Below are 19720 nucleotides of genomic sequence, written 5' to 3'. Positions count from 1 at the left end.
CCGTCCGGCGTTTGAGGACGAGGCGCGAAGCGCCGATAGCGGGGGTCCAGGGGGCGGCAGCCCCCGGTTTCGGAGAAGGGGCGGGACTGGGGCGCCCCCGCGAGGCCTAAGCGTCCAACACCGGCAGCAACTCCGGCAGATGCCCGTCCGACGCCGCAGCAGCCCGCACGCGTTCGTCGGGCACCTCGCCGTACAGCGTGGTGCGCGGCTTCGCCGGACGACCGGCCGCCTCCGCGATGGAGACGAGGTCGGCCACCGACCGGTAGGAGCCGTAACTGGAGCCCGCCATCCGGGAGATGGTCTCTTCCATCAGCGTGCCGCCGAGGTCGTTCGCCCCGGAACGCAGCATCTCCGCGGCCCCCTCCGCCCCGAGCTTCACCCAGCTGGTCTGAATGTTGGGGATGTGCGGGTGGAGCAGGAGCCGGGCCATGGCCGTCACCGCGCGGTTGTCGCGGGTGGTGGGGCCGGGGCGCGCGATACCGGCCAGATACACGGGCGCGTTGGTATGGATGAAGGGGAGCGTCACGAACTCCGTGAAGCCACCGGTCTCCTGCTGGATCGCGGCGAGCGTACGGAAGTGGCCGAGCCAGTGCCGGGGCTGGTCGACGTGGCCGTACATCATCGTGGAGGAGGACCTGAGACCCAGCTCGTGGGCCGTCTTCACGACCTCGATCCAGGTCGCGGCGGGCAGCTTGCCCTTGGTGAGGATCCAGCGGACCTCGTCGTCGAGGATCTCGGCGGCGGTGCCGGGGATGGAGTCGAGGCCCGACTCCTTGGCGCGGCTCAGCCACTCACGTATCGAAAGGCCCGTGCGCGTCGCGCCGTTGACGACCTCCATCGGCGAGAAGGCGTGCACGTGCATGCCGGGCACGCGTTCCTTCACGGCCTGCGCGATGTCGAAGTAGGCCGTGCCGGGCAGGTCGGGGTGGATGCCGCCCTGCATGCACACCTCGACGGCGCCGACGTCCCACGCCTGCGCGGCGCGGTCGGCGACCTGGTCCAGGGACAGGGTGTAGGCGTCGGCGTCCGTGCGGCGCTGCGCGAAGGCGCAGAAGCGGCAGCCCGTGTAGCAGACGTTGGTGAAGTTGATGTTCCGCGTGACGATGTACGTGACGTCGTCGCCGACGACGGACTTGCGGACGTCGTCCGCGACGGAGCAGAGGGCGTCGAGGGCGGGCCCATCGGCGTGCAGCAGGGCGAGGGCCTCGTCATCGGTGAGCCTGGTCGGGTCGTCGGCGGCCGTGGCGAGGGCGGCGCGGACGTCGCCGTCGATGCGTGAGGGCACCATGCCGGGCGCGGCCTGCTCGCGCAGCGCCTCCCAGTCGCCGTACACCTCGTCGAAGTCGTCGCGCCGGTCGGCGGTGCGGCCGGTCGTGTCGATGGTGCGGTGCAGGTCTGTCCGGCCCGATGAGGCCACGTACCCCTCGTCGGGCTCCTGCCAGGGCAGGCCGCGGACGGGGGCGTCGGGGTCGGCGAGCCCCGTCTCGGGGTCGGCGAGGGCGCGCACGTGCGGCAGCAGGCGCGGGTCGAGCCACGGCTCACCGCGCCGCACGAACTCCGGGTACACGCACAGCCGTTCCGCGAGCCGGAAGCCCTCCGCCTCGGACCGCGCGGCCAGCTCCTCGATCCGCGGCCACGGCTTCTCGGGGTTGACGTGGTCGATGGTGATCGGCGAGACGCCGCCCCAGTCGTCGATCCCCGCCCGGATGAGGCGGCCGTACTCCCCGTCGACGAGGTTCGGCGGGGCCTGGATGCATCCGGCGGGGCCCATGATGTGCCGCGCCACGGCGACCGTCGCCACCAGGTCGTCCATCTCGGCGTCGGGCATCCCGCGCATCGCCGTGTCCGGCTTGGCGCGGAAGTTCTGAATGATCAACTCCTGCACGCCGTGGTAGGACCGGGCCACCCTGCGCAGCGCGAACAGCGACTCCGCCCGCTCCTCGTACGTCTCCCCGATCCCGATGAGGAGCCCGCTGGTGAACGGCACGGACGAGCGCCCGGCGTCCTCGAGGACGCGCAGCCGCACCGCCGGTTCCTTGTCGGGCGAGCCGTGGTGCGGCCCGCCCGGCTCGCTCCACAGCCGCTCGGCCGTGGTCTCCAGCATCATCCCCATGCTGGGCGCGACGGGCTTGAGCCGCTGGAAGTCGGTCCAGCTCATGACGCCGGGGTTGAGGTGCGGGAGCAGCCCGGTCTCCTCGAGGATCCGGATCGAGATGGCACGCACGTACGCGATGGTGTCGTCGTACCCCGCAGCCTCCAGCCACTCGCGGGCCTCGGGCCACCGGTCCTCCGGCTTGTCGCCGAGCGTGATGAGGGCTTCCTTGCAGCCCAGTTCGGCGCCCCGGCGCGCGATGTCGAGGACCTCGTCGGGCGACATGAACATCCCGTGCCCGTCCCGGCGCAGCTTGCCGGGGACGGTCACGAACGTGCAGTAGTGGCACTTGTCCCTGCACAGCCGCGTCAGCGGGATGAACACGCTCTTCGAGTACGTGATGACGCCCGCGCGCCCCTCGGCCGCGAGGCCCGCGTCCCGCACCCGCCCCGCGGACGCCGCCAGATCCTCCAGGTCCGCCCCGCGCGCCCGCAGCAGCACCGCCGCCTCCGCCACGTCGAGGGCGACCCCGTCCCTGGCGCGTCTGAGCGCGCGCCGCATGGCGTTGGCGGTGGGCCGGGCCGCTGCCCGGTCGGGATCCTGCGGCGCACTGTTGGTCATGCCACCGAGCATACGAGCGACCTCCGACAGGCCGTGGGGGCGGTGGCCGGAACCGGCGGCCCCCCGCACCGGGCACCACGACGGCCCCGACCCGGTCCGCACCGGGCACCACGGCGGCCTCGCCCCGGCCCCACCCCACAGCCCGTCCCGACGACTGCGCGCAACCCCCCGACCCTCTTCCCTTACAAGGGAGTTCACGGCTCAATACCAGAGTTGCACGCACCACCCGCGCCACGCAGTCACCGTCGAGCACGGTCCTGTGCCGTCGTCATGTCGTCGACGCCGAACCCTGGGGAGCCGCAGCATGTGCGAGGACGAAAGCCACCTGAACAGACGCGCGCTGCTCGTGACGGGGGCGGCCACCGCCCTTACGTTGGGCAGTGTGAGCTTCGCGAGCAGCGCCGGCGCCGAGGAGCGGCGGACCGGCAAGGAGACGAAGACGGTCAAGGGCACACTGCCCACCGGCTCGCCCGACTTCGTGTATCTGCCGGTCGAGATCCCGCGCGGGGTCCAGCAGATCCACGTCTCGTACACCTACGAGAGGGTGACGGTGCCGCCCGGCACCGTCGGCAACGCCCTCGACATCGGCATCTTCGACGAGCGCGGCACGGCCCTCGGGGGGAAGGGGTTCCGTGGGTGGTCGGGCGGGGCGCGCACCGAGTTCTTCATCCGCGCGGACGACGCGACACCCGGCTACATCCCGGGGCCCGTGCGCGCCGGGACCTGGAACATCGCCCTCGGGCCCTACACCGTGGCCCCGCAGGGCCTGCCGTACGAGGTGACCATCACCCTCACGTACGGCGCGCCCGGGACGACGCCGAAGCCGAAGTACCCGCCGGAGCGCGCCAAGGGGCGCGGCCGTGCCTGGTACCGGGGCGACTGCCACCTGCACACCTGGTACTCCGACGGCCGCCGCACCCCCGCCGAGATCGGCGCCCTCGCCCGCGCCGCCGGGCTCGACTTCATCAACTCCTCCGACCACAACACCCAGTCCGCGCACGCCCACTGGTCCGAGGTCGCCGGTGACGACCTGCTCGTCCTGCTCGGCGAGGAGATCACCACCCGCAACGGCCACGTCCTCGCCCTCGGCACCGACCCCGGCACGTTCGTCGACTGGCGCTACCGCGCCCGCGACAACCGCTTCGGCCACTACGCCCGCCAGATCCGCCGCTCCGGCGGCCTCGTCGTGCCCGCCCACCCGCACGCGACCTGCGTGGGCTGCAACTGGAAGTTCGGCTTCGGCGAGGCCGACGCGGTCGAGGTGTGGAACGGGGCGTTCTCGCCGGAGGACGAGGTGGCGATCTCCGAGTGGGACAACGCGCTCGTCGCCGCCGCGCGGGGCAGCCGCCGCTGGACCCCGGCGATGGGCAACAGCGACGCCCACCGCGACCCCGACCCCGTCGGCCGCCCCCAGACCGTCGTCCTCGCCGACGACCTGACCCGCGAGGCCATCCAGGAGGGCATCCGCGCGGGCCGCTCCTACCTCACGGAGTCCAAGGCCATCGAGCTGACCTTCGGCGCCTCCGGCGGCAAGGGGCGGCACGCGGGCATCGGCGAGCGGCTGCGGGTCGACTCCGACGACCCGGTGACGGTACGCCTCGACGTGAAGGGCGTGCCCGGCTGCACCGTCCGGTTCATCACGGACCAGGGAGTGCTGTTCACCAGCCCGGTGATTCCCGAGTCGGGGACGGGGTCCGCCGAGTGGCGGACGACGGCTTCGTACGCGGCGTACGTCCGCGCGGAGGTGCGGGGGGCGGCGGTGACGCCGCCGCTTCCGGGGCCGATGAAGGCGCTCACGAACCCGATCTTCCTGGGGCGTTGAGCGTCGTGGGGGTGGCTGTCGTCGCGTTCGTCGCGGCGGTCGCGGTGCCTTCGGCCGCGGCCGGGGTCGCCCCCGCTCCCCCGTCCACCGTGCGGGTCGCCCGGGAGCGCGGCAGGGCGAGAGCGAGGGCCAGGCCCGCCACCATGCCCGCCGCCGTGAGCAGCACCACGACGAAGCCGCCGTCCGCCGTCGCCGCCCGCAGCGCAGCACCCGTCCTGCCCTCCGTGCCGGTCTCGGCGACCACTGTGAACACCGCGAGCCCGATGGCGTTGCCGATGTTGAGGGCCGTGGACGCGATGCCGTTGGCGACGCCCTGTTCCCGCGCGGGCGTACCGGTGGCGGCGGCGATCCACATGGCCGTCCAGACGACGCCCTGGCCGAGGCCGGAGAGGACGAGCCCGGGCGCGAGCAGCCCGTACCCGGCGTCCGCGTCGAAGCCGAGCGCGAGCACGGCGGTGCCCGCGGCGCCGGACGCGAAGCCCGCGAGGAGCGTGGCGCGGGTGCCGGTGCGGGTGGCGAGGCGTTCGCCGAGCTGCGTGCCCGCGGCGATGGCGACGGACGGGACGAGGAAGGCGAGGCCGGTCTGCAGGGCGTTGTAGCCGTGCACGCTCTGCAGCAGGACCGTCAGGAAGTACGGCAGGACGCCGAAGGTCGCCATGTAGACGAACGTGACGCTCGCGCCGACGGTGAGGCTGCGGTTGCGGAAGAGCCGGAAGGGCATCAACGGGTCGGCGCTGCGGACCTCGACGGCCACGAAGACGGCGACGAGGACGGCCGCGAGGACGAGCGCGCCGGTCACCAGCGGGTCGTTCCAGCCCAGTTCGGGCCCCTCGACGAGGGCGAAGACCAGGAGCGTGGAGCCGCCGGTGACGCTGAGGGCGCCCGGCAGGTCGAAGCGGCGGCGCTCGGTGCGGGCCGCGTCGCGCGGGATCACGTACAGCGCGGCGAGGGCGACGAGGCCGGCGAGGGGGACGTTCACGAAGAACACGGCGGGCCAGCCGAAGTGTTCGGTGAGGACGCCGCCGAGCAGCGCCCCGAGGGTCAGGCCGCTGGCGCCCGCCCCGCCCCACACGGCGAGCGCGCGGTTGCGCTGCGGCCCCTCCTCGAAGAGGGTGCCGATCAGCGACAGGGTGGCGGGCAGCAGCAGCGCGCCGCCGACGCCCTGGACCGCGCGGGCCGCCACGATGACGCCCGCGCTGTCCGCGAGGCCGCCCGCGAGGGACGAGAGGCCGTACAGGACGAGGGCGAGCACGAACATCCGGCGGCGCCCGAGCAGATCGGCCGCGCGCCCGCCGAGCAGCAGGAAGCCGCCCGCGAGTACGACGTAGGCGCTGACCACCAACTGCTGGGTCTGGCCCGGGAATCCGAGGTCGGAGCCGATCTCGGGGAGTGCGACGAAGACGATGTTCAGGTCGAGGGAGTAGATCAGTTGGGCGAGGGCGAGCAGAACGAGGAACAGGCCTGGACGGCGCTTGTCAGACACGAGGGTGCCCTTTCGGGTGCTCAGAACGCTTCCGTACGACTGTACGTGTTCTTACGTACTCTTAACCGTACGCATCCTTACGTACGATCGTCGGGCGCGGCAAGGGGTGGGCGACGGAGAAAGTCCGTATGTAGCCGTACAGAGGTACCGTGGACGCCATGAGCTACCGCCACCCCGAGCGGGACCAGATCCGGGTCGACGGCGTCCTGACCGCCCTCGGCAACCCGCTGCGGCTGTCCGTCGTCCGGCTCCTCGACGAGACCGGCGGCGACCACAACTGCACCAGCGTCCTCAACACCCTCGGCGTCCCCTCGAAGTCGACGATGACGCACCACTGGCGGGTGCTGCGCGAGAGCGGCGTGATCCGGCAGGAGCCGTCCGGCCGGGAGAACCTGCTGTCGCTGCGCCGTGAGGACCTGGACGCGCGGTATCCGGGGTTGCTGGACGCGGTGCTGGCGGGGGCGCGGAAGGATTCGGGCGCCGTCTGACCGGGTTCCGTGGCCGGCGCCGCCGAATCGGGTTCCCTCGGCGTGGGGTGCGTGCCTACCATCGAGGCATGAGCCGACGACATTGATCCACGAGCGTCACCTCACGCGGCCGCCGCCCCGCAGCCCGCGCCCGCCTTGCGGCACGCCGCCGACTCGCGGCCACGCTGTACGGCTACTCCTTCCTGGACGACTGCGTCCTGCTCTACCCCGTGTACGCGCTGCTGTTCAGCGACACGGACCTCTCCACCACGCAGATCTCGTCCCTCTTCGTCATCTGGTCCCTGACGGGCATCCTGCTGGAAGTCCCCTCCGGCGCCCTCGCCGACGCGGTCTCACGCCGCCTGCTCCTGTGGACCGGCCCGCTCCTGACCGCCACGGGCTTCGCCCTGTGGGTCCTCGCCCCCTCGTACTGGACGTTCGCGCTCGGCTTCGTGCTGTGGGGCGCGAAAGGGGCCTTCAGCTCCGGCGCGCTGGAGGCCCTCGTGTACGAGGAACTGGCGCACCTGGACGCGGCGGACAGCTACGCCCGGGTCATGGGCCGCGCCCGCGCGGCCTCCCTCGCGGGCGTGATGACAGCGACGGCCCTGGCGGGCCCGGCCCTGGCGGTGGGCGGATACGGCCTGGTGGGCGCGGCGAGCGTGGCGGCGTGCGTACTGACGGCGGGGGTGGCTCGGGGGTTGCCGGAGCATCGGGGGTCGGAGGGTGGGGGTGGGTCGGGGGGCGGGTCCGGCGGTGCGGGCGGGTCCGGCGCCGGGGGCGAGGCCGGAGTCGGGGCCGAGGCCGGGGGCGAGGCCGACGGTGCGGGCTGGTGGGGTGCCCTGCGGGCCGGTGTCGCCGAGGCCAAGGGCGACCGGGCGGTGCGCGGGGCGCTGCTGCTCGTACCCGCCGTGACCGCGGTGTGGGGCGCGCTGGACGAGTACACACCGCTGCTCGTGCGGGAGGCGGGTGCGGGTGACGCGGCAGTGCCGTGGTGGCTGCTCGTGATCTGGGTGGGGGCGACGGTGGGCAGCTTGCTCGCGGGGGCGGTGCGGGGTGTGGGCGCGGGGGGCCTCGCGGGGCTGCTCGCGGGCGCGGGCCTGGCGCTGGCCGCGGGCGCGGCACTCCCGCCGCACGGCCTCCCGCTCCCGGCGGGCATCACCCTCGTCGCCCTGGCCTTCTGCGCCTTCCAGCTCACGACGGTCCTGGCCGACGCCCGCCTCCAGGCAGCCGTCAGGGGCCCGAGCCGGGCGACGGTGACGTCCCTGGCGGGCGCGGCGACGGACCTCACGACGGTGGCGGTGTACGGGACGTACGGCCTCCTGGTCCCGCAGACGTCCCACGGCACGACGTTCGCGCTGCTCGCGACCCCGTACGTACTGACGGCCCTGGCCCTGACCCTGCCCCGGAACTCCCCCCGGCGATGAGTAAGCCCCGCCGCACCAGTCACCACTACAGACACTGCCCCAGGGAGAAGGCGGCCCCATGCGCGACTTGATCATCACCCAGAACATCACGCTGGACGGCGTCATCGACGCGACGGACGGCTGGTTCACCCCGGCGAACGACGACACGGACCAGTCGGACCTCAACGAGGCCCTGCGCCGACAGGCGGCAGCGGCGGACGCGTTCCTGGTCGGCCGGGTCACGTTCGAGGACATGCGCGGCTACTGGCCCCAGCAGACGAACGACACGACCGGCGTCACGGACTACTTGAACAAGGTCCAGAAGTACGTGGTCTCCACGACCCTGCAGGACCCCCAGTGGGCCAACACCACCATCCTCAGCGGCGACGTGAAGGAGGAGATCACCACCCTCAAGTCCCAGCCGGGCAAGGACATCGTCACCACCGGCAGCATCCGCCTGACCCACGCCCTGATCGAATCCGACCTGGTGGACGAGTTCCGCCTCTTCGTCCACCCGGTAGTCCTGGGCCACGGCGCCCGCCTCTTCGACCGCCACAAGGCGAACCTCCACCTGGTGGAGACCCGCCCCTTCACGTCGGGGGTGGCCCTGTTGCGCTATCGCGTGAAGTGATCCGCCGCAGAGCACCGAGGCCGGTCACTCCTCCGCGAACAACTCCTCAGCGGCAACGACCGCAAACGCCCGGTCGAACCACACCCTGAGAGTGTCGAGGTCATCGCACCCCACGACCTGCTCCCGCACCGAGTCGGGCACCTCGATGCCCCGCTGTTCGAAAACCCGCAGCACGGCCTCCGCGCGCTCTTCCGCACGCCCCTCCGCCCGCAGCCGCTGAGACGTCTCCGACTTGAAAAAGGAAAGCTCGACGGTCACCAGTTTCCTCCAGGTCTTGAGAGCCGGGCTGTTGGCCAGGCCCTGTTCGGTGAGTTCGGAGAAGATCTCGGCGTCGTCCCCGTCGATCGTCTTCAGGGCAGCGGCGAGTGCTTTCAGTATGGCATCGGCGTTCGCGTCCTTACTATGCGTGATCGCGGACAGCGTCGCGAGGGGAACGTCCGCGGCCGCAGCCCGCACATCGGTGATCACCGGGACGTTGTGCGGGCCGAGGACCAGCGGCCGGATCGTGAGCATGGGCCAGTGGGCCGGACCGACGCTGAAGGGGCCCGCGGCCCACACCGCCGTGGACTTGTCCTGGCAGGTGATGAGCAGCACCGTCGGCAGGTGGTACTTCGCGTGCAGGTACGAGGTGTAGTAGGCCCAGCTCGCCGGTTTCCCGGAGTCGCGCCTGCCCTGCGACTCCACCGCGAGGAGGAAGCTGCCCTGGTGCTCGGTGTCGAACCGGAGCAACGTGTCCACCCTGCGCTCGAGCGGAGTCGTCTCCGTCAGGTCGGTGGGCATGAGGGCCACCGACACCGGTTCCGGGAACGGCAGATCGAGGGCGCGGATGGCGCGGCCGAAGACGCCCGGTTCCTTCTGGAAGATCCGGTGCATCGCTTCGTGGGATGAACTCACCATGTGCGGAACGCTAGGGAGCGTGCAGCACATGCCAGGGGAATATCACCCACCCTCATCCGATCGTGCGCACGAGGGAACAACCGTGCCCAACAGCCGCCGTGCCTCACTCCGCCTTCGGCAGCACCACCCGTACGTTGAAGCCGTAGGTGCCCTGGGAGGCGGCGATGCCCATGAAGAGGTGGGCGAAGTGTTCCTGGCCTCGGGCTGTTTCGATGGGGCCGAGGTCCAGGTGGGAGGAGGAGGGCCAGCCGAGGTCGGTGAGGAGAGTGGCTGTCTGGGTCTTGGCCGCGGGGTCGTTGCCGGAGAGGAAGACGGTGGAGGGGCCTTCGAGGGAGTCGGGGGACGTCATGACGACGGAGTCCATCGTGCTGAGGGTCTTGACCACCCGGGCCTCGGGGAACGTCGACTGGATCTCTTCGCCCAGGGAGAACGTGAGGTGGGAGAGGGCCATGCCGTGCGGCGGCGGCTCCTCGGTGAAGCCGACCGCTATGTCGATGAGGAGTTTGTCCGTCAGGGCCCCGGCGCCCGCCGTGCGCAGCGTCGCTATCGACTCCGCTCCCGGGGTCACGTTCACCACGGCCTCGCCGTGCTCCGCCGCCTCCACTATCCCGATGACCGGGACGCCGAGCTCCTTCGCCAGGTCCTCCTTCGTCCCGGGGGTGCGGGAGCCGAGCACGACGTCGTGGCCGGCCGCCGCCCAGGCCTTGGCGAGGGCGCGGCCGACATTGCCTGTTCCGATCAGTGCTATTCGCATGGTGGGGACGGTAGTTGGGGCAGGAGCGCGGTCGTATCGGTCGTGGGGACCAAGGGGTGGCCGTCCCCGGGACTAGGGCGGAAGGTCCGTACGGCTTCAGGCCCCCCGGGTCAGCCGGGTCAGCCGGGTCAGGAGTCGCTCCCTGCGGGCGGCCAGGTCCGCGGCCGCCCGGACGCAGCCTGCTATGCCGCGGGCGAGCAGGGGGTGCCCGACCTCGGGGAGCAGCTTGCCGATGGCGGTCCGGAGGGAATCCTCCGAGGTGGCCGCGGCCGCGAGGAGGTCGCGTACGGCGTCCTCGGTGAGCCGTCGCAGGGCCGCCGATCCCACGGGGTCGCGCGGGGCGAGAAAGTGCCAGAACGCGGGCGGCGGTATGAGCCGCGTCCCCGCGGCCATCGCGTCGGGCTCGGTCGAGGTCCAGCCGTCGTTCTTCAACTCGGCGTGCCAGTAAGGCTCCCCGGTCTCGGCGTCGCGGGCGACCACCGGGTCGTACCGGCCGACGCCGCCGCTGAGCACGAGCCGCCGGTCCGCCCCCGGTATGTCGAGCAGGCCCCAGACTGCGGTGCTCCCGGATCCGTCGAGCACGCCGTGGACGCCGTCGACCCGGTGGTAGCGGACCTGCCGGGTCACCTCGTCCTGGGCGATCCGCAGGCCCACCCGCGTGCCGTCGCTGCCCAGCGGTGACTCCTTCACTCCGTACGGCAGCGGGGCCAGGGAGGAGGACGTGAAGTTCCAGCGCTCGTGCTCGCCGAGGTGGGACGGGTCGAAGAAGTCGGGCAGGGCCGCGCCGGGGGCGGCGAGGTCGCCCGTCGTCAGGTCGATGCGGCGCACCTGCGGCTCGCCCGCGTCCTCGGTGAGCCACCAGAAGTCCCCGCCGTCGTGGAACATGTGGCCGTTCGGCCCGACCCGCTCCTCGCGGGGGTCGAGGACCCGGTGCCCCATGAACCTGCGTCCGCTCGGCGCCATGAACGTGTACCCGGGCCGCGCCGGTTCGTAGTGGAGCGACTCCCAGAGCCCCGGCCGCACGTCGAACAGCTCGTCCGGCGCGTCCGACCAGTAGTGGCTCTGCCTGCCGTTGACGTAGTGGAGGACGAGGAACTGGCCGTCGGAGAAGTACGCCCTGGGGGTGTGGTCGAAGCGGGAGGCCTCGCTGGGCACCCGCATGCGGTGTTCCGCGATCCGGCCGCCGGGGTCGATCGCGATGGCCTTCCTGCGGTCGTGGACGGTCAGGACGGGCCAGCTCGCCCGGCACCAGAACCTGCCGCCCTTCATCTCGGCGGCGGCCTCGTCCAGCGCGGCCCAGCCCAGCTCGTCCAGGATGCCCGCGCGCAGCGTGCGGGCCAGCGGTGTCACCAGGTCGAGCCCCGTGAGACGGGCGGCCAGGTCGGGCCTGTCGGTCAGCATGTCCGACCGGAGGTTGTCCTCCAGCCAGCGCAGCGCGAGGGTCGCGGCCGCGAGGCCGCCCGACCGCACGCGCTGGACGTTCCCGTCGACTATCTCCCGCAGGACGGGCCGGAGGGCTACCTTCTCCCACAGCGCCCGGAACTCCTCGTGGTCGTACGGGCCCTGCGGAACGGACCGGGCGAGGACGGGCCCGAACCGCTCGTCCGCGAGGAGCGCCCCCAGCCCCGCGTCGTCGAACCCCTCCCAGTTCCGCAGCTCCGCCCCCGGGCCGGGGTCCGCCACCGGGACGCCCGCCTCCAGGCACCTCACCAGCGCCACGGCGTCGATCCCGCAGTAGTCCCCGGGCGCCCCGGAACCGAACCGCACCGGCGCCCCGCCGTCGGGGATCCGGTCCGCCAACAGGCCGGGCAGGCGCAGCAGTTCCTCGGGCACGGCCGGGGCCGAGGCGTCGCCGTACCGGCACAGCAGCGCGGACAGCCACTCCCCAGCGGCACCGGCGCCCGCAGCCCCGGCTTCCGCAGCCCCGGCGCCCGCGACACCGGCGCCCGCAGTACCCTCCCCCGCAGCCCCGGCCCCCGCCCCGCCACCCAGCCCGTCCAGCGCCCCCGTCTCCACAAGCAGGCCGCACCACCAGGCGTCCAGATCCGACGGCGGTACGTCGACCAGCCGCCACAGCAGCCGCTGCCGCAGCACCGCGGAATCGGTGACCGCGGGCACGAGGAGCTTGCGCTGTGCCGTCCAGAAGGTGTCCGCCGCCCGCCACAGGGCGGGTGTGTCCACCAAGTCCTCCAGGACCAGGCGGTGTTCGGTGGCGACGTCGAGGCCCGCCGACCTGGCGAGCTTGCCGAGCTGCTTGAGCATCTCCGGCCAGGGCGGGAGCCCGCCCGTGGTCCTGCGCACGGCCAGCTCCCGCAGCTCGCGGTACGCCGCCAGTGGGTCGGGCCCCTGGGCCAGCTCCGCCACGTACGCCTTGATGTCCTTCGCCGAGAGGGCCCCCGCCAGCGCGAACTCCAGGAACACCGCGCGCCGCCGGGCCGGGTCGACGCCCGCCGTGGCGTGCCGGTCGGCGGCCCGCGCCCTGCCGAACATCAGCGCGCCCTGCTTGTCCCGCCCGGCGGCGACGAACATCCGGCCGACCTCCTCCCAGAACAGGGGGAGATGGTCGAGCGGCAGCGTCGCCGCGATCCGCTGGAAGTCGTCGAGGGCGGGGCCGGGGCGCGGCCCGACCAGGCGTCCGGCGCGCGCCATCTCGACGCCCGCCGTCAGCGCGGCCTCGGCGTGCGCGAGGTCGTGGACCAACGCCCAGGCGGGGTAGCGCAGTTCGGGGAGGTGTCCCGCCGCCACGGGGTCCCCGGCGTCGGGCGCGGTGTAGCCGAGGTCGGCCAGGAGCCGGTCCTCGACGGGGGCGACGGTCCGTGCCGTCAGCCGGACGACGGGGCGTGTGCCCAGGTAGGGGTGGCTGTACCGGCGGGCGGTGATGTCCTCGCCGCCGGGGGTTCCGGGCGGGGCCAGGCCCGCCGCCAGGCCCGCCGCCGACCCCGGCGCCGCTTCGGCACGGCCGAGCGCCGGGGCGCCCGAGCCGTCGTTCACGCCGTCGCCCGCGGTCGCGTTCCCCCTCCCGCCCGCGGTCTCGTCCCCGCCGTCGTTCCTCCGTATGTCCCGCGTCATCGCTCTTCGTTCCCCCGCGCGTCCGTCTCGCCGTACACCAGTTCCGCCATCCGCCGGCCCTCGGACCAGGCCATCGGCCCCACCTCGCCGACCGGCAGCGGCCGTTCCGCCCCGTCGACCCAGAGCAGCCGTCCGGCCTCCCCGGACCCGGACGCACCGGACCCCCCGGCCTCCTCGCTCCCCAGCCAGCACCGCACCTCGACCGCGGCGCCCCGCTCTCTCACCCCCAGGACCGCGAACCCGCCCCGCACCGCGAACCCGTGCTCCACGGCCCGCCTCCGGGCGGCCCCGGACACCGCCGCGTACGCGTACGCGCCCCCGGACACCTCCACCCCGACACCCTCGAGCCCCCGCCCGGGCCGCCGCCGATGCACCCGCCGGTCCACCTGCTCGACCCCCTGGGCTCCCCCGAGCTCGGCCAGCAGCAGCCGCCACCCGTCCGGATCGTCGAGCAGCACCGGATGCACGAGCGTCACCGCGGCCCCCGCCGACGCCTCGTACCGCGTGCCGTCCGCCTCCCGGACGCTCGCCCGCCCGTCCCCGGACACGTCGTCGAGCAGCCCGAGCCGCCCTTCGACCCGCACGACCAGGTGCCGCAGGCAGACGCGCCAGCCGGTGTCGTCCCACACGCGGGCGAGGAGCGGGCCGGGCACCGGTACGTCGCCGAGCAGCCACGACTCGACGGTGGCCCGGCACTCCCGCTCGTGCCGGAGCACCTGCTCCCGCAGCGCCTCGAAGCGCTCGCCGACGGGGCTTTCGCGCACGGCGGCGGGCACGGCTCTCAGGACCTTGCCGCCGGGCTTCCGGCATCTGAGGTCCGTCCCGTCCAGTGCCAGCTCATGGCCCTGATGCGCGTGCACCCACGCGAGTGGAGTCGTCATGCGGCCGACTATGACATCCCGCACTGACAATGCCCCGGCCACCCCGGCGCGGGTCAACTCACCAGGTGAGGATGGCGAGTTGACCCGTAAGGGATCTACGCAGATATCACGTAGGGGATGTGGAGGGCGCCCCGCAGGGGACGCACCCCACGAGCGGCGCCCACCCCACCACGGTCACACCCCCGCGAGGGACCCTCACCCCGCCCACACCACCGCCTGCGTCTCGCTGTACGCGTGCAGTGCGTACGACCCGCAGTCGCGCCCCACCCCGCTCTGCTTGAAGCCGCCGAAGGGGGCCTCCATGTTGCGGCCGATGGTGTTCACGCCGACGCCGCCCGCGCGCAGCCGGGCCGCGACACGGAAGGCGCGGGCCGTGTCGGCCGACCAGACGTAGTCGATCAGGCCGTAGTCGCTGTCGTCGGCGAGAGCGACGGCGGCGTCTTCGGCGGACCCGGCGGACCCGGCCGTCCCGCCCGTGCCGTCGAAGGGCACGACCACGACGACGGGCCCGAAGATCTCCTCGCGGACGACCCGCATCTCGGGCGTGCAGTTGGCCAGGAGCGCGGGGGCGACGTAGAAGCCCTTGTCGAGGCCGGGGCCGGGCCGCCCGCCGCCGACGACGACCCGTGCGCCCTCCTTGCGGCCCAACTCCACGTAGGACTCGACGCGTTCGCGGTGCGCGGCGGAGATGAGCGGACCGACGACCGTGTCCCGGTCGCGCGGGTCGCCCACCTTCAGGTGGCCCGCGTACCGCACGAGCCGCTCAAGAAGCGGCTCGTACACCTCCCGTTGGACGAGGACCCGCGTCGGCGCCGTGCAGATCTGTCCGCTGTAGAACGAGAACGTCGTGCCGATGCCCGCGGCCGCCGCGTCCAGGTCGGCGTCCTCGAAGACGATCGCCGCGCCCTTCCCGCCCAACTCCATGAGCTGGCGCTTCATGCCGCGCCCGCACACCTCGCCGATGCGCTGCCCGATCGCCGTGGAGCCGGTGAAGCTCACCATGTCGACGTCCGGCGAGTCGACGGCCGCCTCGCCCACGGCCACGGAGGCGCCGGAGACGACGTTCACGACGCCGGGCGGGGCGCCCGCCTCCTCCAGGGCGGCCGCGAGGCGGTAGACGGACAGGGGGTCCTGGGGCGCGGGCTTGACGAGGACCGTGTTGCCCATCGCGAGGGCCGGGGCGACCTTGCCCGCCGGGTTCGCCCAGGGGTTGTTGTAGGAGGTGACGCAGGTGACGACGCCGACGGGGCGGCGTACGGCGACGGCGCCGAGGGCCGCCGCGCGGCCGAGCGGGCCCGCCTCGTTGATCTGGGGCGGGATGCCGGTCTCCACGGGTTCGAGGGCGCCGCGCGCGTACCGCCGGAAGCGGGACACGGCCACCGCCACCTGCATGCCGCGCGCGGTCGCGGTGGTCGCGCCGGTCTCCGCGCGGGCCAGCTCCGTGTGGGCGGCGAAGTCGCGTTGAAGCAGGTCGGCGGTCCGGTCGAGGACGGCCGCGCGCTCCTGCGGCGACGTGCGCGACCACGTCCCGAAGGCCTCCCGCGCAGCCGCCGCGGCCTGCCACACTTGGGCGCGGCTGGCCTCGGGAGCCAGGCCGACGACGCCTTCGGTCGCCGGGTCGATCACTTCGTAGTGCCCGCCGTCCGGCTCGACCCACTCACCGCCGACGAAGAGCCGCTGCGCTCCCCCGGCCGGACCCGCCGAACCCGCCCCACCACCGCTCACCTGGTGCTCACCGTCCTGGTGTCGCGCCCGGACCGCAGCACCGTCCCCGGCACCGCCCCGGTCACCACGTCGTCGCGGATCACCTCGACGCCGTTGACCCACACGGCGTTCACGCCGATCGCCTTGGAGTCCAGGCGAGGGCTGTCGCCGGGCAGGTCGTGCACGAGGGTGGCCTTGCCCGCGTCGATCCGCTCGGGGTCGAAGAGGACGAGGTCCGCGTGGAAGCCCTCGGCGATCCGGCCCCGCTCGCGCAGGCCGAACAGCCGCGCCGGGTCGTCGGTGAGCATCTTCACCGCCTGCTCCAGGCCGACCAGCTTCCGGCCGCGCAGACAGTCCCCGAGGAAGCGCGTGGTGTACGGGGCGCCGCACATGCGGTCCAGGTGGGCGCCCGCGTCGGAGCCGCCGAGCAGGACGTCCTCGTGGGTCCAGGTCTCGGCGCGCAGCGCCCAGGAGTCCGGGTCGTTGTCGGTCGGCATGGGCCACAGGACGGTGCGCATCCGGTCGTTGGCGCAGATCTCCACGATGCACTCGAAGGGCTCCTGGCCCCGCTCGGCGGCGATGTCCCGCACCACCCGCCCGGTCAGGCCCTCGTTCTCGGCGGAGTAGGTGTCCCCGATGACGTACCGGCCGAAGTGCGTGAGGCGCCGGAAGACCCCGGCCTCCTTGCTGCCCGCGCGCCGCAGCATCTCCGCCCGGACGTCCGGGTCGCGGAGCTTCGCGATCCGCTCGGGCACGGGCAGGCCGAGGACGTCGCCCCAGCCGGGGATGAGGTTGAGCGCGCAGAAGGTGCCGAGGGACATGTTCATGGGGGTGAGGATCGGCATGGTGAGGGCGACGACGCGGCCGCCCGCCTTGCGGGCGCGCTCGCTGGGGACCAGCTGGCGCGGGACCCGTTCCGGCACGGCGGCATCGATGGTGAGGACGTTCCAGTTCAGGGGCCGGCCCGCCGCCGCGCTCATCTCCACGAACAGGTCGATCTCGGCGTCGTCGAACTGGTCGAGGCACCCGGCGACGATTGCCTCCAGCTGTGTGCCCTCGTGCTCGGCGACGGCCCGCGACAGGGCGAGCAGTTCGTCGGGCCCGGCGTGCCGGGAGGCCACCGGCTGCCCGTCGCCGTCGGAGTGCGTGGACGACTGCGTGGTGGACAGCCCCCAGGCGCCCGCGTCCATCGCCTCGTGGAACAGGTCGAGCATCCGCTCCAGTTGCCCGGCCGACGGCTGCCCGCCGACCGCGTCCGCCCCCATCACGTACCGCCGCAGCGCGCAGTGCCCCACCATGAACCCCGCGTTGACGGCGATCCGCCCCTCCAACGCGTCCAGGTACTCCCCGAAGGAGTGCCACGACCAGGGCGCCCCCTCCTCAAGGGCCACCAGGGACATCCCCTCGACCTTGGACATCATCCGCCGCGTGTAGTCGGCGTCCTCGGGCCGGTCCGGGTGCAGCGGGGCGAGCGTGAACCCGCAGTTCCCGCCCGCGACGGTCGTCACGCCGTGGTTCAGGGACGGCGTCGCGTACGGGTCCCAGAAGAGCTGCGCGTCGTAGTGGGTGTGCGGGTCGACGAACCCGGGGGCGAGGATCAGCCCACGGGCCTCCTCCTGGGTACGGGCCTCCTCGGTCACGGAGGACGCGACGACGGCGATCCGCCCGTCCCTGATCCCCACGTCGGCGACGCGGGCGGCGGCCCCCGTCCCGTCGACGAGGGTCACACCCTTGATGAGGTGGTCAAGCATGGCTGGCGGCCCCTTCCGGCGTGAGATTCCAGCGTTCGAGGACGAGCGACAATCCAGCCCGTCCGGCGTTTGAGGACGAGCCCGCAGGGCGATGGACGGCCACCACGCCCCCGATGCGGCTCAGTCGGCAGCGCCCCGCATCCGGGAGGTCCGGTGCACAGGATCGGTGTCGATCTTGGGGATCACGTGCTCCCCGATCAGCCGGATCGTGTTCTTCGTGTCCTCGGGCGAGATCCCGATGGGCAGCCCGAACGACAACTGATCGGCCCCGGCCTGCTCCCACCGCTTGCACTGCCGGGTCACCTCGTCCGGATCCCCGCAGATCATCAGCTCCTCGGCGATGAGCAGCTCGATGATCTCCTCGGTGTAGTCGGGCAGGACCTCGGGCCACTCGGGAATGCCCTCGGGCCGGGGGAAGGTGTCGTGGTAGCGGAACACCAGCGACTGCAGGTAGTTGAGCCCGCCGTCCACGGCGATCCGGACGGCCTTCTCGTGCGTCTCCGCACAGATGGCCGTGGACGTCACCATGACGTTGTCGTTCACGAAGTCCCCGACGGGCTCGGCGTCCTGGATGGCGGTCTTGTACTGCTCCAGGACCCACTCCATGTCGGAGACCTTCTGCACGCTGAAGCCGAGGACGCCGAGCCCCTTCTTCGCGGCCATGGCGTACGAGGACGGGGACCCGGCGGCGTACCACATGGCGGGGTGCGAGGCCCCGTACGGCTTGGGGAAGACCTTGCGCGGCGGCAGCTGCCAGTGCTTGCCCTGGAACCCCTCGTACTCCTCCTGGAGCCACATCTTGGGGAACTCCGCGATGGTCTCCTCCCAGATCTCCTTGGTGTGGTTCATGTCGGTGATGCCCGGCAGGAAGCCGAGGATCTCGTGCGACCCGGCGCCGCGCCCGCTGCCGAACTCGAAGCGCCCCTCCGACAGGTGGTCGAGCATCGCGACCTTCTCGGCGACCTTGACCGGGTGGTTGACCTGGGCCAGGGGGTTGAAGATCCCCGACCCCAGGTGGATCCGTTCCGTCGCGTGCGCGAGGTAGCCGAGGAAGACGTCGTTGGCGGAGAGGTGCGAGTACTCCTCCAGGAAGTGGTGCTCGGACGCCCAGGCGTACTTGAAGCCCGACTTGTCCGCCTCGATGACGTACTCGGTCTCCTCCATCAGCGCCTTGTGCTCGGCGAGCGGGTCGGTCTCGGCCCGCTTGCCCACGTATCCCTGTACAAAGAGCCCGAATTCCAAGGCGGTTCACCGTCCTCGTCAGTTTCTGACGTACCGTCAGATTCGCTGGTCCGACTGTTCCACCGCACCCTGGGAGCGTCAAGACCCGCACCCGCCCCCGGCTGACTTACCGTCAGATGACGCTGACCCCGGCGAGCCAGCCGCCGTCGATCACGAACGGCTGGCCGGTGATGTACGCCGAGTCCTCGGCGGCGGTGAGGAACAGCGCGAGCCGCGCCACCTCCTCCGCCCTGCCCACCCGGCCGAGCGGCACGAGCTTGCGGTACAGCGCGTCCAGACCGCGCGAGGCCTTCGCCACGTCCGCCTCCGGGTCGAGCTGCGCCGGATTGCTCATGGCGGTGTCGATGGCGCCCGGGCAGATCGCGTTGACGCGGATGTGCCGCTTGGCCAGTTCGAGGGCGGCGACCCGGGTGAGGCCGATGATGGCGTGCTTGGTCGCGCTGTACGCCCCGATGTAGGCCATGCCCGTCATGCCCGCGTACGAGGCGGTGTTCACGATCGAGCCGCCGCCCGCCGCCGCGATCTCGGGCGCGGTCGCCCTGATGCCGAGGAAGACCCCGGTCTGGTTGACCCGGACGATCCGCTCGAACTCCTCCAGCGGGGTCTTCACCAGCTCGTTGAAGCGCAGGATGCCCGCGTTGTTGACCAGCCCGTCGACCGCGCCGAAGGCGTCCTTGGTGGCGCTGACGGCCGCCGCCCAGTCCTCCTCCTCGCCGACGTCGAGGTGGACGTACCGGGCGTTGTCGTGCCCCAGTTCCTTCGCCAGCGTCTCGCCCTGCTCGTCGAGGACGTCCCCGACGACCACCCGCGCGCCCTCGGCGACGAAGAGCCGCGCCTCCTGCTCGCCCTGACCGCGCGCCCCACCGGTGACGATGACGACGCGCCCGTCCAGCTTGCCCATGC

14 protein-coding genes are annotated in these 19720 nt (G+C 72.7%); 4 read left to right on the top strand and 10 right to left on the bottom strand.

Annotated features, from left to right (window positions below; translation table 11 throughout):
- Positions 1 to 106: 106 nt before the first annotated feature.
- A complete protein-coding gene (locus ACFVHO_RS30235; protein WP_385721406.1) occupies positions 107 to 2713 on the bottom strand; it encodes a bifunctional FO biosynthesis protein CofGH in 2607 nt (868 codons plus the stop codon).
- 304 nt (positions 2714 to 3017) lie between these two features.
- Here ACFVHO_RS30235 and ACFVHO_RS30230 point away from each other — a divergent pair, with 304 nt between their 5' ends.
- Positions 3018 to 4535, top strand: coding sequence for a CehA/McbA family metallohydrolase (locus tag ACFVHO_RS30230; protein ID WP_385721403.1), 1518 nt, complete (start codon positions 3018 to 3020; stop codon positions 4533 to 4535).
- Here the strand turns inward: ACFVHO_RS30230 and ACFVHO_RS30225 are convergent.
- Positions 4507 to 6018, bottom strand: a complete 1512-nt coding sequence (locus tag ACFVHO_RS30225) for an MFS transporter (protein WP_385721400.1) — start codon at positions 6016 to 6018, stop codon at positions 4507 to 4509. The genes ACFVHO_RS30230 and ACFVHO_RS30225 overlap by 29 nt on opposite strands.
- 158 nt (positions 6019 to 6176) lie before the next feature.
- Here ACFVHO_RS30225 and ACFVHO_RS30220 point away from each other — a divergent pair, with 158 nt between their 5' ends.
- The 3 genes from ACFVHO_RS30220 to ACFVHO_RS30210 all read left to right on the top strand — a co-directional run bounded on the left by ACFVHO_RS30220 (position 6177) and on the right by ACFVHO_RS30210 (position 8519).
- Positions 6177 to 6506 (top strand): ArsR/SmtB family transcription factor, encoded by a 330-nt coding sequence (locus ACFVHO_RS30220; RefSeq protein ID WP_380845880.1) that lies wholly within the window; start codon positions 6177 to 6179, stop codon positions 6504 to 6506.
- 164 nt (positions 6507 to 6670) lie between these two features.
- A complete protein-coding gene (locus ACFVHO_RS30215) occupies positions 6671 to 7909 on the top strand; it encodes an MFS transporter (RefSeq protein WP_385721426.1) in 1239 nt (412 codons plus the stop codon).
- Positions 7910 to 7967: 58 nt separating this feature from the next.
- A complete protein-coding gene (locus ACFVHO_RS30210) occupies positions 7968 to 8519 on the top strand; it encodes a dihydrofolate reductase family protein (protein ID WP_385721397.1) in 552 nt (183 codons plus the stop codon).
- 24 nt (positions 8520 to 8543) lie between these two features.
- Here ACFVHO_RS30210 and ACFVHO_RS30205 read toward each other — a convergent pair whose 3' ends face one another.
- The 8 genes from ACFVHO_RS30205 to ACFVHO_RS30170 form a co-directional block, all read right to left on the bottom strand.
- Complete coding sequence (locus ACFVHO_RS30205; RefSeq protein ID WP_385721394.1) at positions 8544 to 9416, bottom strand: hypothetical protein; 873 nt, start codon at positions 9414 to 9416, stop codon at positions 8544 to 8546.
- 103 nt (positions 9417 to 9519) lie between these two features.
- Entirely contained in the window at positions 9520 to 10170 is a 651-nt protein-coding gene (locus ACFVHO_RS30200; protein ID WP_385721391.1) for an NADPH-dependent F420 reductase, read from the bottom strand.
- 96 nt (positions 10171 to 10266) lie between these two features.
- Positions 10267 to 13239, bottom strand: coding sequence for a hypothetical protein (locus ACFVHO_RS30195; RefSeq protein WP_385721389.1), 2973 nt, complete (start codon positions 13237 to 13239; stop codon positions 10267 to 10269).
- On the bottom strand, positions 13236 to 14120 hold the full coding sequence (locus tag ACFVHO_RS30190) for a DUF4132 domain-containing protein (RefSeq protein WP_385721386.1): 885 nt from the start codon (positions 14118 to 14120) through the stop codon (positions 13236 to 13238). Before ACFVHO_RS30190 ends, ACFVHO_RS30195 begins: the two co-directional genes overlap by 4 nt.
- A gap of 195 nt (positions 14121 to 14315) precedes the next feature.
- Positions 14316 to 15845 (bottom strand): aldehyde dehydrogenase family protein, encoded by a 1530-nt coding sequence (locus tag ACFVHO_RS30185; protein ID WP_385721383.1) that lies wholly within the window; start codon positions 15843 to 15845, stop codon positions 14316 to 14318.
- Positions 15842 to 17575 carry an amidohydrolase family protein gene (locus ACFVHO_RS30180; RefSeq protein WP_385721380.1) on the bottom strand — a complete coding sequence of 578 codons (1734 nt, stop codon included), beginning with the start codon at positions 17573 to 17575 and terminating at the stop codon, positions 15842 to 15844. The genes ACFVHO_RS30185 and ACFVHO_RS30180 overlap by 4 nt, the downstream gene beginning before the upstream one ends.
- 120 nt (positions 17576 to 17695) lie before the next feature.
- Positions 17696 to 18817 carry an LLM class flavin-dependent oxidoreductase gene (locus ACFVHO_RS30175; RefSeq protein ID WP_385721377.1) on the bottom strand — a complete coding sequence of 374 codons (1122 nt, stop codon included), beginning with the start codon at positions 18815 to 18817 and terminating at the stop codon, positions 17696 to 17698.
- A 112-nt stretch (positions 18818 to 18929) separates the two neighbouring features.
- Complete coding sequence (locus ACFVHO_RS30170; RefSeq protein WP_385721374.1) at positions 18930 to 19718, bottom strand: SDR family NAD(P)-dependent oxidoreductase; 789 nt, start codon at positions 19716 to 19718, stop codon at positions 18930 to 18932.
- Between the last annotated feature and the right edge of the window lie 2 nt (positions 19719 to 19720).

The organism is Streptomyces sp. NPDC127108 (genome assembly GCF_042677545.1).
Taxonomy (GTDB): Bacteria; Actinomycetota; Actinomycetes; order Streptomycetales; family Streptomycetaceae; genus Streptomyces.
Note: the sequence above shows the minus strand (reverse complement) of the source record. Positions and strands in the feature narration are given on the sequence as shown.

Coding starts and splice junctions, on each gene's coding strand:
- ACFVHO_RS30170 (WP_385721374.1), bottom strand. CDS start 19,718: ATGGGCAAGCTGGACGGGCGCGTCGTCATCGTCACCGGTGGGGCGCGC.
- ACFVHO_RS30200 (WP_385721391.1), bottom strand. CDS start 10,170: ATGCGAATAGCACTGATCGGAACAGGCAATGTCGGCCGCGCCCTCGCC.
- ACFVHO_RS30235 (WP_385721406.1), bottom strand. CDS start 2,713: ATGACCAACAGTGCGCCGCAGGATCCCGACCGGGCAGCGGCCCGGCCC.
- ACFVHO_RS30195 (WP_385721389.1), bottom strand. CDS start 13,239: ATGACGCGGGACATACGGAGGAACGACGGCGGGGACGAGACCGCGGGC.
- ACFVHO_RS30190 (WP_385721386.1), bottom strand. CDS start 14,120: ATGACGACTCCACTCGCGTGGGTGCACGCGCATCAGGGCCATGAGCTG.
- ACFVHO_RS30180 (WP_385721380.1), bottom strand. CDS start 17,575: ATGCTTGACCACCTCATCAAGGGTGTGACCCTCGTCGACGGGACGGGG.
- ACFVHO_RS30230 (WP_385721403.1), top strand. CDS start 3,018: ATGTGCGAGGACGAAAGCCACCTGAACAGACGCGCGCTGCTCGTGACG.
- ACFVHO_RS30210 (WP_385721397.1), top strand. CDS start 7,968: ATGCGCGACTTGATCATCACCCAGAACATCACGCTGGACGGCGTCATC.
- ACFVHO_RS30220 (WP_380845880.1), top strand. CDS start 6,177: ATGAGCTACCGCCACCCCGAGCGGGACCAGATCCGGGTCGACGGCGTC.
- ACFVHO_RS30205 (WP_385721394.1), bottom strand. CDS start 9,416: ATGGTGAGTTCATCCCACGAAGCGATGCACCGGATCTTCCAGAAGGAA.